The sequence below is a fragment of the Enterobacter sp. BNK-14 genome, assembly GCF_047456095.1.
Taxonomy (GTDB): Bacteria; Pseudomonadota; Gammaproteobacteria; order Enterobacterales; family Enterobacteriaceae; genus Enterobacter; species Enterobacter kobei.
In genome coordinates, this window is sequence record NZ_CP179897.1 from 208,850 (window position 1) to 224,331 (window position 15,482).

Below are 15,482 nucleotides of genomic sequence, written 5' to 3' on the forward strand. Positions count from 1 at the left end.
GAAAAAGTTGCAGCAAAATGTGCGTTACGTGTGCGCCTGCTGGGTTTCACGGCAGGCCACACTGCGCCGCCATGCGCCTGGAGCCTGGCCATATTGCCGTTTAAAACTGCGGTTGAAGGATTGCTGAGAGTCAAAACCCAACGCGATCGCCACGTTCAGAATCGGTTCGTCGCTGTGGGTTAAGCGCTCCACGGATTTTTGCAGCTTTTGCGCGCGAATGTACCCGGCGAGAGGGTAGCCCGTATGTTCTTTAAACAGTCGCTGAAGGTGCCATTTCGAATAGCCGGAGCGCCTGGCGACGGACTCAATATCCAGACGGCTATCAAGGTTGTTGTCAATCCAGTCGAGTAAATCATGCATAAATGCGCCCGTGTTCATCGGGTTACCTCCACGCAGCCTGTTAAATGGTATCTTTATCTGTTGCATTTAAAGGTGGCGCGTTTTTGCAGTAATTGCAAGTTTTATTGTTGCATTTAAATCCTTACCTGAAACGGGCCTTTTTAACATCCGATCGAATAGCACATAAAGTGCAACAATTATTCTTGCACTTAGTTAAGCGCCTTCCTACAATCGCCGCGAATAGTGTATTCGCAACTGTTACAGTTTTGTGGCGATGAACGACACAAATGGCCTTAAGCCAGCCCGGACAAAGGAAGTGGCGCGGTGCCTCCTGCCGCGTCTTGCCCGGCGGCTACAATTACCGGAATAAAAATAATGAGCCTGCAAAAAACCTGGGGAAACGAACCTCTGCATGCGCTGGGAGCGATATTGCTCTCCCTGTTGCTTGTCGGATGTGATAACAGCGCCGCGCAAAATGCTGCACCCCCTGCGCCCGCCGTCAATGCTGCTGATGTGGTTGTGAAATCCATTAGTCAGTGGGATAGCTTTAACGGCCGGATCGAAGCCGTGGAGAGCGTTCAGCTTCGTCCCCGCGTCTCTGGCTATATCGACAAAGTGAATTTCACCGACGGCCAGGAGGTGAAAAAGGGTGAGGTGCTGTTCACGATTGATGACAGAACCTATCGTGCCGCGCTGGAGCAGGCGCAGGCGACGCTGGAGAGAGCCAAAACGCAGGCCAGCCTGGCACGAAGCGAGGCTAACCGTACCGATAAACTCATCAATACCAACCTGGTATCCCGTGAAGAGTGGGAGCAGCGCCGTGCGGCCGCCATTCAGGCGCAGGCCGATATTCGCGCCGCGCAGGCTGCGGTAGACGCCGCTCAGCTTAACCTCGATTTCACGAAAGTAACGGCACCGATTGATGGCCGCGCCAGCCGCGCGTTGATCACCAGCGGTAATCTGGTCACGGCGGGCGACAGCGCCAGCGTGCTGACAACGCTGGTCTCGCAGAAGACGGTGTACGTCTACTTTGACGTGGATGAGTCAACCTACCTCCACTATCAAAACCTCGCCCGCAGCGGGCAGGGGGCGTCCAGCAATCACACTGCACTACCGGTTGAAATTGGCCTGGCGGGTGAGGAAGGGTATCCCCATCAGGGCAAAGTGGATTTCCTGGATAATCAGCTGGCGCCGAGTACCGGTACGATCCGTATGCGCGCGCTGCTGGATAACGCGCAGCGTCAGTTCACGCCGGGTCTCTTCGCTCGCGTTCGCCTGCCGGGCAGCGCTGAATTCCAGGCCACGCTTATTGACGACAAAGCGGTGCTGACCGATCAGGATCGCAAATATGTTTATATCGTGGATAAAGAGGGCAAAGCACAGCGACGCGATATTACGCCAGGGCGCCTGGCGGACGGCTTACGCATCGTGCAGCAGGGGCTGAAACCCGGCGATAAAGTCATCGTCGATGGTTTACAAAAAGTGTTTATGCCGGGTATGCCGGTTAACGCGAAAACCGTCGCCATGACCGCCAGCACCGCCCTCAACTGATCATCTGACCTGAGAATCCTACCCATGGACTTTTCCCGCTTTTTTATCGACAGGCCGATTTTCGCTGCCGTCCTGTCGATTCTGATTTTTATCACAGGATTAATCGCCATCCCGCTGTTGCCGGTGAGCGAATACCCTGATGTCGTACCACCAAGCGTGCAGGTGCGCGCGGAGTACCCGGGCGCCAACCCGAAAGTGATTGCTGAGACCGTGGCGACGCCGCTGGAAGAGGCGATCAACGGCGTTGAGAACATGATGTACATGAAATCCGTCGCGGGTTCTGATGGCGTGCTGGTGACGACCGTCACTTTCCGTCCGGGAACCGACCCGGATCAGGCGCAGGTTCAGGTACAAAACCGCGTGGCGCAGGCCGAGGCGCGTCTGCCGGAGGATGTGCGCCGTCTGGGCATCACGACGCAGAAACAGTCTCCTACGCTGACCCTGGTGGTGCATCTGTTTTCGCCTGGCGGTAAATACGACTCTCTGTATATGCGCAACTACGCCACGCTGAAAGTGAAGGACGAACTGGCGCGTCTGCCCGGTGTCGGCCAGATCCAGATTTTTGGCTCAGGCGAATACGCGATGCGCGTCTGGCTGGATCCCAATAAAGTAGCGGCGCGCGGGCTGACCGCCTCGGATGTCGTCACGGCGATGCAGGAGCAAAACGTGCAGGTGTCGGCCGGGCAACTGGGCGCCGAGCCGCTGCCGAAGGAGAGCGATTTCCTGATCTCCATTAACGCCCAGGGGCGTCTGCATACCGAAGAAGAGTTTGGCAATATCATTCTCAAAACGTCTCAGGACGGGTCGCTGGTACGCCTGCGCGACGTGGCGCGTATTGAAATGGGATCGGGCAGCTATGCGTTGCGTTCGCAGCTTAACAATAAAGACGCGGTCGGGATCGGTATCTTCCAGTCTCCTGGCGCAAACGCCATCGATCTGTCTAACGCGGTGCGCGCTAAAATGGCGGAACTGTCCACCCGTTTCCCGGAAGATATGAAGTGGGCGGCACCTTACGATCCGACGGTATTCGTGCGCGATTCCATCCGTGCGGTGGTGCAAACGCTGCTGGAAGCGGTAGTGCTGGTCGTACTGGTAGTGATCCTCTTCCTGCAAACCTGGCGTGCGTCGATCATTCCGCTGATCGCGGTGCCGGTTTCGGTCGTGGGGACGTTCAGCGTTCTCTACCTGCTGGGCTTTTCGCTTAATACCCTGAGTTTGTTCGGGCTGGTATTGGCTATCGGTATCGTGGTGGATGATGCCATCGTGGTGGTGGAAAACGTCGAGCGAAATATCGAAGAGGGGCTTGCTCCGCTTGCGGCGGCGCATCAGGCGATGCGTGAAGTGTCCGGGCCGATTATCGCGATTGCGCTGGTATTGTGCGCGGTGTTTGTGCCGATGGCGTTCCTTTCTGGCGTCACCGGCCAGTTCTACAAACAGTTTGCGGTAACGATTGCCATTTCGACGGTGATCTCCGCTATCAACTCGCTGACGCTCTCGCCAGCGCTGGCTGCTCTGCTGTTAAAACCGCACGGCGCACCGAAAGATTTCCCGACCCGGCTTATCGATCGTCTGTTCGGCTGGATTTTCCGACCGTTTAACCGCTTTTTCCATCGTAGCTCGACTGGCTATCAGGGGCTGGTGGGTAAAACGCTCGGCCGACGTGGCGCGGTGTTTGTGGTGTATCTGCTGCTGCTGTGTGCCGCAGGCGTCATGTTTAAAGCGGTTCCCGGTGGCTTTATTCCGACACAGGATAAGCTGTACCTGATTGGTGGCGTGAAAATGCCCGAAGGCTCGTCGCTGGCGCGTACTGATGCGGTGATCCGCAAAATGAGCGAAATCGGGATGAATACCGAAGGCGTGGACTATGCGGTTGCTTTCCCGGGTCTGAATGCGCTGCAGTTCACCAATACGCCGAACACCGGGACGGTCTTCTTTGGCCTGAAGCCGTTCGACCAGCGTAAACACAGTGCTGCGGAAATTAACGCTGAAATCAACGCGAAAATTGCGCAAATCCAGCAGGGCTTTGGCTTCTCCATTCTGCCGCCGCCGATTTTGGGACTGGGGCAGGGGTCGGGCTATTCCCTGTACATTCAGGATCGTGCCGGTCTTGGCTATGGCGCATTGCAGAGCGCGGTGAATACCATGTCCGGTGCGATTATGCAGACGCCGGGGATGCATTTCCCGATCTCGACCTACCAGGCCAACGTTCCACAGCTGGACGTGCAGGTTGACCGTGACAAGGCGAAAGCGCAGGGCGTGTCGCTGACCGATCTGTTCGGTACGCTGCAAACCTATCTGGGCTCGTCTTATGTGAATGACTTCAACCAGTTCGGGCGTACCTGGCGTGTAATGGCGCAGGCCGACGGACCGTACCGCGAGAGCGTGGAGGATATTGCGAACTTACGTACCCGTAATAATCAGGGGGAAATGGTGCCGATTGGCAGTATGGTTAAGATCAGCACCACCTACGGGCCGGATCCGGTGATCCGCTACAATGGCTACCCGGCGGCTGACCTGATTGGCGATGCCGACCCGCGCGTACTCTCCTCCGCCCAGGCGATGACGCAGCTGGAAGGTATGTCGAAGCAGATATTGCCGAACGGAATGAATATTGAATGGACGGATCTGAGCTTCCAGCAGGCGACACAAGGTAATACGGCGCTGATCGTCTTCCCGGTCGCGGTGCTGCTGGCCTTCCTGGTGCTGGCGGCACTGTATGAAAGCTGGACGCTGCCGCTGGCGGTGATCCTTATCGTGCCGATGACAATGTTGTCCGCGCTGTTTGGCGTCTGGCTGACCGGTGGCGATAACAATGTGTTCGTGCAGGTAGGGCTGGTGGTACTGATGGGGCTGGCGTGTAAAAACGCGATTCTTATTGTGGAGTTTGCCCGCGAGCTGGAAATTCAGGGCAAAGGTATCATGGAAGCCGCGCTGGAGGCCTGCCGCCTGCGTTTACGCCCGATTGTGATGACCTCCATTGCCTTCATCGCCGGAACCATTCCGCTGATCCTTGGCCACGGCGCAGGCGCAGAAGTGCGCGGTGTCACCGGGATTACGGTCTTCTCCGGGATGCTGGGCGTCACGTTGTTTGGTCTGTTCCTGACGCCGGTGTTTTACGTGACGCTGCGTAAATTCGTTACGCGTGGTAAAGAGGAAAGGGAGGTTCTGCCTGCATAGGGATGTTGCAGAAAACAAAAAAGCGCCTTCACAGTAAGGCGCTTTTTTTTCACATCAGATCAACCGTTAAAACGTTTCTTTATACTGGGCCATAAGCTCAGGTACCGGATCGCAGCCGCTGCTATCGGCTTTTTTGACCTCTTCCAGCGCGCTTGCCACGGTGTGTCGGGCTAATACCGCCAGCGAAGCCTGCTCAGCTTCTTCGGATACCGATTTAAAGTACCAGCAGGCGTTAGCGCTGACCACACAGCGAGCCGGTACGTCAGGACGCGACGCCCACAACTTTTTATCTTCAGTGACCGAAAGGTAGATGTCACGCAGGGTGATCTCTTCCGGCGGGCGCCCAAGATGAATGGAGCCGTTGCGGCCAAGCGTGGAGACGATAATTCCGTCACGCGTAAGGGGAACCATCAATTTGCGGATAAAGCTCGGGTTGGCTTCCAGGCCGTAGGCCAGAACGCCACTCGTCGAACGTTTACCTAATTGCTCCGCCATCGCTACGCTGAGGACCATCTGCAAAGCTGTCGGGAAGCGGTAATCTAACATTTCTCTGTCCTGGGTCGCGGTGAATCTTGTTCTTTTTGGCACCGCAGAGGTGAATAAGCAATAAACAACAATATAACAAACAGGGTAATTTTTTTGAAGCAATCTGCGGCATTTGCGATCAAACACCCTGTTCTGTTTTAGCTAAACGTGCGGTTCGGGAAGGCAGCCGTCACCAGGAGGCCACCTTCTGCGGACGCACTCAGGGCTGTACTTCACGGCATTTTCAATCAGATTGTCTATCAGCGATATCAAACTTTGCCTGACGCCGCTAATCCGGATGTTCTCCTCGGCGAAGAATTCCAGTTCAATTCTGCGCGCTGAGGCTAACGGTTCCAGCTCGGCCATTCGCTCCGGTATGAGCGACGTTAGCGGCACGGACTCCTTCGCGGCGTCAATGCGCGCCTCACTATGCTGCGGTACGGCTTTTAAGGGGGAGAGATCGTCAGATGTGCGTAAAATGCGGAGCGCTGGCGCTGACCGGCAGTTGGGGCTCCAGCAAGTATATGCAAACGTATTACGGCGTGAGCGATGCCCAGTCGGCGGCATCGGGGTTTGCCCGACATGACGCCGGCGCAGGGATTTACGCCTGGTCGATGGATCTTGACTGGAACCACAAGCTCACCGCCCGCTGGAGCGTGCTTGCCGCAGCGGGCGTAACGCAGTTGACGGGAGAGGCAGGCGATAACCCGATTGTGCAACGAAAAACGTCACCCACGGGGAGTTTGAAAGTGACGTATCTTATCTCATTAATACCTGAAACAGCTGAACAAAGATATATATTGTCGCTGCCACTTGTATCGTCCGTAACCCCCATCTGAAATAGCGCCATTCATGGCGTTCTCTGGCATCAGCTGCTTCAATAGCGGGGTCAGAACATTTTCTTTTCCTGGCCCTGAATGCACTGATTATCCACAAGATGAGAAGAAAGATGACGATGGTTTTCTCAAGGATTGGATTACCCACAAAATGTGACTCCGTCCTGCCCGCGGTTACAAGCAGGATGGATGAACTACCTTCACATAGCAACCACTAAATGTAGGGGTAATATTCATTTTCGCTCTGGTGGATTTGCAGTGATTCCGTCACGAGATGTTTTACTCGTAAAATTCGACTTATATTTTGCCAAGCAAAATATTCAACATCCGGCGCAACGGTTCTGCCGCCCCCCATAATAGCTGATCGCCCACCGTCAGAACCGAGTAAATAGGGTCATTATTCAGGGACATTTTTTTGTAACGGCCAACGCTAACTTGCAGCGAACCGCTGATGTAAGCTGGGGTCAATCGACTGACACTTTCATCCTTGTTATTGGGTACGTAGTTAACCCAGGGGTGGGAATGCGTTACTAAGCTTGCGAATTCTTTTTCGCTGACTTCACGCTTGAGCTTCAGGGTGATGGCAGCACTATGGCACCGGATCACGCCGACACGAATACACAAACCGTTTACCGGGATTGTACCTGGAGAAAGCCCAAGAATCTTGTTCGTTTCTGCCTCACCTTTCCACTCTTCGCGGCTATTCCCATCGCCTAAATCGCTATCAATCCATGGAATGATGCTGCCCATAAGAGGTACGCCGAAATTCTGGATGGGCATGTCAGCACTGTTAATAAGCTCACTAACTTTATTGACTAAAGGAAGCACCGATCCTGATGACATGAGTTCATCTGAGGATAAATGCTGACTGATATATGCGCTTTGAGCGATTAATTCTCTAACATATTTAGCCCCTGCACCTGATGCAGACTGATACGTCATTACGCTCATCCATTCGATTAAGTCAGCCTTTATCAGTCCAGCAAGCCCCATAAGACTCAGGGTGATGGAGCAGTTGCCACCAACAAAAAGTTTAATTCCTTCTTTGATTGCACGATCAATATTAGAACGATTGACGGGGTCGAGAATAATACAGGCTTTCTCATCCATCCGTAACGCTGAGGCCGCATCAATCCAGTAGCCTTTCCAGCCATGATCAATCAAATCAGGATATATTGCTTTAGTATAATCACCGCCCTGACAGGTTATAATGATATCCATTTCGGACAGGGCATTGATTGAATTAGCATCTTTTAGCGTATAGCCGACGCCACCAATGACAGGACCGGCGACACCTGCACTTGAAGTACTGTAAAAATGCACAGAAATACCGTCGAAGTCGTTCTCTTCGACCATTCGCTGTAACAAAACAGAACCTACCATTCCTCGCCAACCGACGATGCCAACCTGCTTCATTTGCTTAACCTTTGTAATGTTATGATATTGTTAACTTGTGTTCGGGGGACGTTATATCGCATCTAAAGTTGAAGGTCATTACGTATGGCATCAGATTTAATCATTATTAAAATGTTTCATACGGCATCAGTGATTTTTATAGCTAAATCAGACAAAAAATTCACATTCACCGGGTATTAAATAAATAATCATGGGCTGGCGCGTCATACATAAGTAATGAGCGTTAAGCATTTAGAACAATTGCGGACATACGAGCCACACATATTACGTCGCTTTCATTAAGGGCTAAGAAGGGCTCTGAATGGTTAAGGTTGAGGAAATAAAAATGAGGAATTCACCTGCCTGGATGAAGAGGTTTATCTGTTATCTTTTTTTAAAAATCCGCTTCCGGCACAAGCAAGACCGCAAGCGGACAATCTCAACACCTCATCACATCCCTTAGCGATACAGCGTCTTTTCCGCAACAGGGATAACCAGCGCGGATCGCCAGTCCGCCAGCGTCAGCTGCGCAAGCCTGCCCAGCGCGGTGTAAAACGGATGACCCGCATTGTCGACAAATACCGACAGGAAGCGGGTACTCCACGGCAGCAGGTGCCACGCCAGGAGCTGGTCGCACTCCGAATCGCGGCCATTCTCAATCAGCCACGCCGCCAGCAGCAGCAGGGTACCGAAATGATCTTCCGGTTCGTTCTGCTGCATCTCAAAAGCGATGCCGTTTTCACGCATCCACTGGCGCAGCGCAAGGGTTGAGTCACCAAACAGCACGGATTCGCGATCCAGCCATACGGAACCCCACGGCGGCGCGGGCAGGGCATAAGGGCCAATAAACAACCGTTGCCAGGCGTCCGTCAGCGGCTCATCGGAAGACGTGGCAAAGGTATCGGCAACGGGCTGCAGCGTTTCCGGAGACAGGGGCCAGTCCTGAACCCATTCGCCAGCGATAAGAGCCTGTACTAAGGGCGCAGTCTGCTCGCTGTCAGGAGCGAAATAAAACAGCGCGCCCAGCACCCGGGCGCTGAACGCGAACGATTCACGCTGTAAGACGTCTTTCATTAAACCTTCCTTGCTTGCGCGGGGCACGCCCGCGCGACTGTGTTAATCAGTAATACACACCATAGAATAAACCACGGCCATCCGTTTCACCCCTTATACCTTCTCAATCTGTACCAGGTTGGTGTGCTGCGGGTTGCCCTTGGCCAGCGGAGACGGGCGATGGGTCGTCAGGGTGTTGATGCAGGAGCCGTGGTCGATACGATCGCCATTCATATTGGCGTCATGCCAGGCGCCCTGGCCCATGGCACTCACGCCGGGCATGATGCGAGGCGTGACTTTCGCTTCAATTCTCACCTCACCGCGATCGTTAAACACGCGCACCGTATCGCCGTTCTTAATGCCGCGTTTTTCGGCATCGAGAGGATTAAGCCAGACCTCCTGGCGGCAGGCCGCTTTCAGCACGTCAACGTTACCGTAGCTAGAGTGGGTACGGGCTTTGAAATGGAAGCCAAACAGCTGCAGAGGATACTGCGCGCGCGCGGGGGCATCCCAACCGTCAAATGTTGAGGCATAGACGGGAAGAGGGCTGATGGTTTCGTCTTTTGCCAGTTCCCAGGTCGCTGCAATTTCAGCCAGCTTACTCGAGTAAATTTCAATCTTACCCGATGGCGTTTTCAGCGGATTGGCTTCCGGGTTTTCGCGGAACTTTTTATACGCCACAAAGTGTCCGTTCGGATCTTTGCGCTTATAAATGCCCATTTTCTTCAGCTCATCATAGGACGGCAGTTGAGGGTCTTTTTCGAGCATTTTGGCATACAGATACTGCAGCCATTGCGCTTGCGTCCGTCCTTCGGTGAATTTCTGATGGATATCCGGCCCAAGACGTTTCGCCACTTCACTCATGATCCAGTAGATGGGCTTGCGTTCAAACTTCGGTGCGGTGACGGGCTGGAGAAAAATCAGGTAACCCATGTTCCCGGCGTAATCGTTAGGAATAATATCTTCCTGCTCGACGGTCATTAAATCCGGCAACACGATATCGGCATACTTCGCTGACGACGTCATGAAATTATCGATGACGACAATCATTTCGCACTTGCTCTCATCCTGCAGGATATCGTGGGTTTTATTGATATCGGAGTGCTGGTTGATGATGGTATTACCCGCGTAGTTCCAGATGAACTTAATCGGCACATCCAGCTTATCTTTACCGCGCACCCCGTCGCGCAGGGCAGTCATTTCCGGTCCGCGGGCGATGGCGTCCGTCCAGCTAAAGCAGGAGATCTGCGTTTTGACCGGGTTTTCCGGCAGCGGCATCCGTTCGATGGTGATGGTGTACGTCGACTCACGCGCGCCGCTGTTACCGCCGTTGATCCCTACGTTGCCGGTCAGGATCGGCAGCATCGCGATGGCGCGGGACGTCAATTCGCCGTTCGCCTGACGCTGTGGACCCCAGCCCTGGCAGATATAGGCTGGCTTCGCAGAACCGATTTCCCGGGCAAGCTTAACGATGCGATTGGCCGGTATGCCCGTAATGCGCGAGGCCCACTCCGGGGTTTTCGCCGTTCCGTCATCGCCCTGGCCGAGAATATACGCTTTGTAGTGCGCGTTAGCCGGCGCGCCTTCCGGCAGCGTTTTTTCGTCGTAGCCGACGCAGTACTTGTCGAGGAAAGACTGGTCGACCAGATTTTCGTTAATCATTACCCATGCCAGACCGGCCACCAGCGCGGCATCGGTCCCTGGACGAATCGGGATCCATTCATCTTCACGTCCGGCTGCCGTGTCGGTATAGCGCGGATCGATGACAATCATACGCGCGTTGGACCGCTCGCGAGCCTGCTCAAGATAATAGGTAATCCCGCCCCCGCTCATGCGCGTTTCCGCCGGGTTGTTGCCGAACATCACCACCAGTTTGGTGTTTTCGATATCCGAGGTGCTGTTACCGTCATTGCTGCCGTAGGTGTAAGGCATTGCACAGGCGATTTGCGCCGTGCTGTAGGTGCCGTAGTGGCTCAGGAAACCGCCGTAGCAGTTCATCAGGCGCGCCACCAGCGACGCGTAAGGGGAGGAGCGGGTAATATTGCCGCCGACAATCCCGGAGGAGTAGTTGATGTACACCGCTTCATTGCCGTATCTGGCGACCACGTCTTTCAGGCTGGCGGTGATGGTGTTGAGCGCTTCATCCCAGCTGATACGCTCGAACTTGCCTTCACCGCGTTTGCCCACGCGCTTCATCGGGTAGTTCAGACGGTCAGGGTGGTTGATGCGACGGCGAATAGAACGTCCGCGCAGGCAGGCGCGAACCTGGTGATTGCCGTAGATATCCTCGCCGGTGTTATCCGTTTCGACCCAGTACACCTCATCGTCGCGGACGTGCAGACGCAATGCGCAGCGGCTGCCACAGTTAACCGAGCAGGCGCCCCAGACGACTTTATCGTCAGCAGGTTTCGTGGCGCTTTGCACTGCGGCGGCAACGCGTTTCACGCCAAAAGGCAATGAGACGCTACCGGCGGCGAACGCCAGCGATCCTATCGCCGTAGATTTCACGAGTGTTCGACGGCTAATCCCGCCGTGATGTTCGATATCGGACATGGCTCACCCCACCAATGTAATTGCGTATTATTTTTCCCGAAATGATAACCGGGCTAATGGTGGGGTGAGTGTTACTGATTTAGGGGTAGTAAATATTAATCCTTATCAAATCAAAGGGGATTGAGGGGAAATTACTGCGGTTCAGTTGGCGCATTATCCTGACTGGCGGATGCCGCTCCGCTCCCTGTGCGGGTGTACAGAATTTTAAAGGTGTCGTTGGCACAATGGCCTACCACCTGTGCGTCCGGCTGATCGGCCTGATCGTTCGGCACAATGTTCAGCGTGAATCCTGACTCCGGCACGCCGTTGTTGATGATCTTCTGCTGAATATCGCTTTTCACGCGCTCGCAGGAATCGGGTGCCGCCAGGGCGGCCGTTGAAGCACTCATTAACAGCAGGGCGGTAATCCAGGGTAACCGTTTCATCTGTCGCTCCTTTTCTCTGTGTGTAGACATTAATTTTAGCAGGCTTCGTGTAAACAACTGTATTTGCTAATATGATTGGGAATAATCTCTCTGTACGGTAATCAATGTGAAGAAATATGCAGCGATAACGCTCCTGGCAGCCACTCTCGTGGGGTGTGACAACAACTCCGCACCGCTGTCGTTTACGCCGGAGATGGCGAGTTTCTCGAACGAATTTGATTTTGACCCCCTGCGCGGCCCGGTTAAAGACTTTACCCAGACGCTGTTCAACGAGAAGGGCGAAGTGTCTAAACGGGTGACGGGCACCGTGTCGACAGAAGGGTGTTTCGATACGCTGGAACTGCACGACCTGGAGGCCAACACCGGCGTGGCGCTGGTGCTGGATGCGAATTACTACATTGATGCCGAAACCCAGCAGCGCAAAGTGAAGCTGCAGGGGAAATGCCAGCTGGCCGAACTGCCGTCAGCCGGGGTGACGTGGGATACCGACGATAACGGTTTCGTGGTGGCGGCGCACGGCAAAGAGATGGAAGTGAAATACCGCTATGATGCCGATGGTTACCCGTTGGGCAAAACCACCGTCTCCGGGGATCAGCATCTGTCTGTCCAGTCGACACCGTCTAAAGACGTACGCAAAAGGATGGATTACTCGGCAGTGAGTTTGTTAAACGACAAGCCGCTGGGTAACGTGAAGCAGAGCTGCGACTACGATCGACACAACAATCCGGTGAGCTGCGATCTGATCATCACCGATGACAGCGTCAAGCCCGCCGTTGAGCGCAAGTACACCATCAAAAACACGATTGAATACTACTGAGCAATGTATTGATATTATTGCACAATGTAGGCCGGGTAAGCGCAGCGCCACCCGGCAAGAAAGACGGCGCAATTGTTGATGACAGGGGGTATCATCAAACTCACTGCGCGGTTGGTTTCAGCAGGCTGGCGCCTGAGGGTTTATGCCCGGCCAGGTGCTGATGCTGGAAGATGCACATGCGGATGGTATTGCGGTATTCACCGTTGATAAAGAACTCGTGAATCAGCTCGCCTTCCACCATAAAGCCCAGCTTGCGGTAGATATGGATCGCTTTCTCGTTCTCTTTGTCCACAATCAGGTACAGCTTGTAGAGATTCAGAACGTTGAATCCGTAATCCATCGCCAGCTTCGCCGCGCGTGAGGCCAGGCCTTTCCCCTGGTGCTCAGGCGAAATGATGATCTGGAACTCTGCCCGACGGTGAACGTGGTTGATTTCAACCAGCTCCACCAGCCCGGCTTTTTCGCCGCCACACTCCACCACAAAACGACGTTCGCTCTGATCGTGAATGTGTTTGTCGTACAGATCCGACAGCTCGACAAAGGCCTCGTAAGGCTCTTCGAACCAGTAGCGCATCACGCTGGCGTTGTTGTCGAGCTGATGGACAAAGCGCAGGTCTTCACGCTCCAGCGGACGGAGCTTAACGTCACACGAAGCCGACATTATGGGGCTACCGTACGGCCAGTGCGGCGGTCCAGGCAGCGCAGGGTGTTAGGCTCCCAGTAGGCATTGACGTTTGCACTTTGCTGACACTTATCGCGTGCGTCAAAAGCGACATCTTCTTTATCCCACTCTTTTTCAGCACGTTTGTTGACCTTCTGACGAAGGCTACGGGTGTCATTCCATTGTTCTTTGTCCATGGCGGCGTTCTGGCGGCTTTGCGCGCTGTCACCAGACTCAATAATGAGTTTGCTGGTTTCGGCTGTCGCAGAGGCGGCAAAAGCGAACGATGACAGCGCCAGCAGGGCTGTCAGACAAAGGCGTTTGCTTAATGTTGTCATAGCGTTTCCTTTTAAATGGGTGCAGATAATCAAGTAACCCCTTACAGATTCTACACCAAAGAGAAAAGACGGCATACCCGCAGCGCAGGTATGGAAAAGTTAACGCCATCATCGGGTATGATGTTTAAATAAATCCTCACCTGAAGTGAAATATGCTCAAAACCACGCTGCTTTTTTTGGCCACCGCGCTCTGCGAAATCATCGGTTGCTTCCTGCCCTGGCTCTGGCTGAAGAAGGGAGGTAGCGCATTATTGCTAATCCCGGCGGGCGTCGCGCTGGCCCTGTTTGTCTGGCTCTTAACGCTGCATCCGGCAGCAAGTGGGCGCGTCTACGCGGCCTACGGCGGTGTATATGTCTGTACCGCGCTACTGTGGTTACGCGTGGTGGACGGCGTCAGGCTTAGCGCATATGACTGGGCCGGCGCGCTAATTGCCCTGTGCGGGATGCTGATTATCGTGGCGGGATGGGGGCGGGCCTGAGCCCCCGGTTTTGTGATCGCCAGCTGATTTTATGATCATTATACTTGTATGGTAGTATTGCAATTGAGTAAATTTCCGACATCACAACGAACGATGTAAGGAAAGGAATTATGAAGATTGTCGCGGCTGACGTGTTTGTTACCTGCCCGGGGCGGAACTTTGTCACCCTTAAAATCACCACCGATGACGGGATTGTCGGCCTCGGTGACGCTACGCTGAACGGACGCGAGCTTTCCGTCGCTTCGTACCTGAAGGATCACCTCTGCCCGCAGTTAATTGGCCGCGATGCGCACCGTATCGAAGATATCTGGCAATTCTTCTATAAAGGCGCCTACTGGCGTCGCGGACCGGTCACTATGTCGGCCATCTCCGCCGTGGATATGGCGCTGTGGGACATCAAAGCCAAAGCGGCCAATATGCCGCTCTACCAGCTGCTGGGCGGCGCCTCCCGTGAAGGCGTCATGGTCTACTGCCACACGACCGGTCACACCATTGACGACGTGCTGGAAGATTACGCGCGTCATAAAGAGATGGGCTTCAAGGCGATCCGCGTGCAGTGCGGTGTGCCGGGTATGAAAACTACCTACGGCATGTCGAAAGGAAAAGGGCTGGCCTACGAGCCTGCCACCAAAGGCGACTGGCCGGAAGAGCAGCTCTGGTCGACCGAGAAATACCTCGATTTCACACCCAAACTGTTCGACGCGGTGCGCAGTAAATTTGGCTTCAATGAACACCTCCTGCACGATATGCACCACCGTCTGACGCCCATTGAGGCGGCGCGCTTCGGTAAGAGCATCGAAGACTTCCGCATGTTCTGGATGGAAGATCCCACGCCTGCCGAAAACCAGGCCTGCTTCCGTCTTATTCGCCAGCACACCGTCACGCCCATTGCGGTGGGCGAGGTGTTTAACAGCATCTGGGACTGCAAGCAGCTTATCGAAGAGCAGCTTATCGACTATATCCGCACCACAATCACGCATGCGGGCGGCATCACCGGCATGCGTCGCATCGCTGACTTTGCGTCGCTCTACCAGGTGCGTACCGGTTCGCACGGCCCGTCGGATCTGTCGCCGGTGTGTCATGCCGCCGCGCTGCATTTTGACCTGTGGGTACCGAACTTTGGCGTGCAGGAATATATGGGCTATTCCGAACAAATGCTCGACGTCTTCCCGCACAGCTGGCGCTTTGATAACGGCTATATGCACCCGGGTGACAAGCCAGGGCTGGGCATTGAGTTTGACGAGAAGCTGGCGGCGAAATATCCGTACGATCCGGCGTACCTGCCGGTGGCACGTCTTGAAGACGGTACGCTGTGGAACTGGTAAACGAGGAG

Annotated in this window: 14 protein-coding genes and 2 pseudogenes; 6 read left to right on the forward strand and 10 right to left on the reverse strand. The window is 54.5% G+C overall.

What is annotated here, in order from left to right; genetic code table 11:
* Positions 1 to 24 precede the first annotated feature (24 nt).
* Complete coding sequence (locus tag ACMGGM_RS01055) at positions 25 to 378, reverse strand: helix-turn-helix domain-containing protein (RefSeq protein ID WP_014883647.1); 354 nt, start codon at positions 376 to 378, stop codon at positions 25 to 27.
* Positions 379 to 714: 336 nt separating this feature from the next.
* Here ACMGGM_RS01055 and ACMGGM_RS01060 point away from each other — a divergent pair, with 336 nt between their 5' ends.
* Both ACMGGM_RS01060 and oqxB read left to right on the forward strand, forming a co-directional pair.
* Positions 715 to 1,890: an efflux RND transporter periplasmic adaptor subunit gene (locus ACMGGM_RS01060; RefSeq protein ID WP_045269516.1), complete on the forward strand. Its 1,176-nt coding sequence runs from the start codon at positions 715 to 717 to the stop codon at positions 1,888 to 1,890.
* 24 nt (positions 1,891 to 1,914) lie between these two features.
* Positions 1,915 to 5,067: a multidrug efflux RND transporter permease subunit OqxB gene (oqxB, locus tag ACMGGM_RS01065; RefSeq protein ID WP_032636717.1), complete on the forward strand. Its 3,153-nt coding sequence runs from the start codon at positions 1,915 to 1,917 to the stop codon at positions 5,065 to 5,067.
* 66 nt (positions 5,068 to 5,133) lie between these two features.
* Here the strand turns inward: oqxB and ACMGGM_RS01070 are convergent, their stop codons facing one another.
* Together ACMGGM_RS01070 and ACMGGM_RS01075 are read right to left on the reverse strand one after the other, a co-directional pair.
* The gene (locus tag ACMGGM_RS01070) at positions 5,134 to 5,613 is read right to left on the reverse strand and encodes an RrF2 family transcriptional regulator (protein WP_023330297.1); all 480 of its coding nucleotides are present in this window, start codon (positions 5,611 to 5,613) and stop codon (positions 5,134 to 5,136) included.
* Positions 5,614 to 5,811: 198 nt separating this feature from the next.
* Positions 5,812 to 6,024, reverse strand: a pseudogene (locus ACMGGM_RS01075) (sensor histidine kinase); the annotation flags it as partial.
* A gap of 56 nt (positions 6,025 to 6,080) precedes the next feature.
* On the opposite strand from ACMGGM_RS01075, the pseudogene ACMGGM_RS01080 reads away from it, so the two are divergent.
* A pseudogene (locus tag ACMGGM_RS01080) lies at positions 6,081 to 6,350 on the forward strand (MipA/OmpV family protein); the annotation flags it as partial.
* A 1-nt stretch (position 6,351) separates the two neighbouring features.
* Here ACMGGM_RS01080 and ACMGGM_RS01085 read toward each other — a convergent pair.
* The 5 genes from ACMGGM_RS01085 to ACMGGM_RS01105 all read right to left on the reverse strand — a co-directional run bounded on the left by ACMGGM_RS01085 (position 6,352) and on the right by ACMGGM_RS01105 (position 11,854).
* The gene (locus tag ACMGGM_RS01085; RefSeq protein ID WP_045135000.1) at positions 6,352 to 6,576 is read right to left on the reverse strand and encodes a hypothetical protein; all 225 of its coding nucleotides are present in this window, start codon (positions 6,574 to 6,576) and stop codon (positions 6,352 to 6,354) included.
* A gap of 149 nt (positions 6,577 to 6,725) precedes the next feature.
* Positions 6,726 to 7,844, reverse strand: a complete 1,119-nt coding sequence (asd, locus tag ACMGGM_RS01090; protein WP_023338279.1) for an aspartate-semialdehyde dehydrogenase — start codon at positions 7,842 to 7,844, stop codon at positions 6,726 to 6,728.
* A 438-nt stretch (positions 7,845 to 8,282) separates the two neighbouring features.
* A complete protein-coding gene (gene dmsD / locus ACMGGM_RS01095; protein WP_014883669.1) occupies positions 8,283 to 8,897 on the reverse strand; it encodes a Tat proofreading chaperone DmsD in 615 nt (204 codons plus the stop codon).
* A gap of 93 nt (positions 8,898 to 8,990) precedes the next feature.
* Entirely contained in the window at positions 8,991 to 11,429 is a 2,439-nt protein-coding gene (gene ynfE, locus ACMGGM_RS01100; RefSeq protein ID WP_014883670.1) for a selenate/tellurate reductase subunit YnfE, read from the reverse strand.
* 131 nt (positions 11,430 to 11,560) lie between these two features.
* Positions 11,561 to 11,854, reverse strand: coding sequence for a DUF1161 domain-containing protein (locus ACMGGM_RS01105; protein ID WP_023330302.1), 294 nt, complete (start codon positions 11,852 to 11,854; stop codon positions 11,561 to 11,563).
* 106 nt (positions 11,855 to 11,960) lie between these two features.
* Here ACMGGM_RS01105 and ACMGGM_RS01110 point away from each other — a divergent pair, with 106 nt between their 5' ends.
* Complete coding sequence (locus ACMGGM_RS01110; protein WP_014883672.1) at positions 11,961 to 12,671, forward strand: YnfC family lipoprotein; 711 nt, start codon at positions 11,961 to 11,963, stop codon at positions 12,669 to 12,671.
* Between the two features lie 100 nt (positions 12,672 to 12,771).
* Here the strand turns inward: ACMGGM_RS01110 and speG are convergent, their stop codons facing one another.
* Together speG and ACMGGM_RS01120 are read right to left on the reverse strand one after the other, a co-directional pair.
* Positions 12,772 to 13,332, reverse strand: a complete 561-nt coding sequence (speG, locus tag ACMGGM_RS01115; RefSeq protein ID WP_014883673.1) for a spermidine N1-acetyltransferase — start codon at positions 13,330 to 13,332, stop codon at positions 12,772 to 12,774.
* Entirely contained in the window at positions 13,332 to 13,670 is a 339-nt protein-coding gene (locus ACMGGM_RS01120; RefSeq protein ID WP_008502414.1) for a DUF1283 family protein, read from the reverse strand. Before ACMGGM_RS01120 ends, speG begins: the two co-directional genes overlap by 1 nt.
* A gap of 152 nt (positions 13,671 to 13,822) precedes the next feature.
* On the opposite strand from ACMGGM_RS01120, the gene ACMGGM_RS01125 reads away from it, so the two are divergent.
* On the forward strand, positions 13,823 to 14,149 hold the full coding sequence (locus ACMGGM_RS01125; RefSeq protein ID WP_088126814.1) for a YnfA family protein: 327 nt from the start codon (positions 13,823 to 13,825) through the stop codon (positions 14,147 to 14,149).
* A gap of 110 nt (positions 14,150 to 14,259) precedes the next feature.
* Entirely contained in the window at positions 14,260 to 15,474 is a 1,215-nt protein-coding gene (gene rspA, locus ACMGGM_RS01130) for a starvation-sensing protein RspA (protein ID WP_014883675.1), read from the forward strand.
* The last annotated feature ends 8 nt before the right edge of the window (positions 15,475 to 15,482 follow it).

Bases quoted from the DNA above. Each gene is read 5' to 3' on its own strand.
- ACMGGM_RS01055 (WP_014883647.1), bottom strand. From the start codon at position 378: ATGAACACGGGCGCATTTATGCATGATTTACTCGACTGGATTGACAAC.
- ACMGGM_RS01060 (WP_045269516.1), top strand. From the start codon at position 715: ATGAGCCTGCAAAAAACCTGGGGAAACGAACCTCTGCATGCGCTGGGA.
- oqxB (WP_032636717.1), top strand. From the start codon at position 1,915: ATGGACTTTTCCCGCTTTTTTATCGACAGGCCGATTTTCGCTGCCGTC.
- ACMGGM_RS01070 (WP_023330297.1), bottom strand. From the start codon at position 5,613: ATGTTAGATTACCGCTTCCCGACAGCTTTGCAGATGGTCCTCAGCGTA.
- asd (WP_023338279.1), bottom strand. From the start codon at position 7,844: ATGAAGCAGGTTGGCATCGTCGGTTGGCGAGGAATGGTAGGTTCTGTT.
- dmsD (WP_014883669.1), bottom strand. From the start codon at position 8,897: ATGAAAGACGTCTTACAGCGTGAATCGTTCGCGTTCAGCGCCCGGGTG.
- ynfE (WP_014883670.1), bottom strand. From the start codon at position 11,429: ATGTCCGATATCGAACATCACGGCGGGATTAGCCGTCGAACACTCGTG.
- ACMGGM_RS01105 (WP_023330302.1), bottom strand. From the start codon at position 11,854: ATGAAACGGTTACCCTGGATTACCGCCCTGCTGTTAATGAGTGCTTCA.
- speG (WP_014883673.1), bottom strand. From the start codon at position 13,332: ATGTCGGCTTCGTGTGACGTTAAGCTCCGTCCGCTGGAGCGTGAAGAC.
- ACMGGM_RS01120 (WP_008502414.1), bottom strand. From the start codon at position 13,670: ATGACAACATTAAGCAAACGCCTTTGTCTGACAGCCCTGCTGGCGCTG.
- ACMGGM_RS01125 (WP_088126814.1), top strand. From the start codon at position 13,823: ATGCTCAAAACCACGCTGCTTTTTTTGGCCACCGCGCTCTGCGAAATC.
- rspA (WP_014883675.1), top strand. From the start codon at position 14,260: ATGAAGATTGTCGCGGCTGACGTGTTTGTTACCTGCCCGGGGCGGAAC.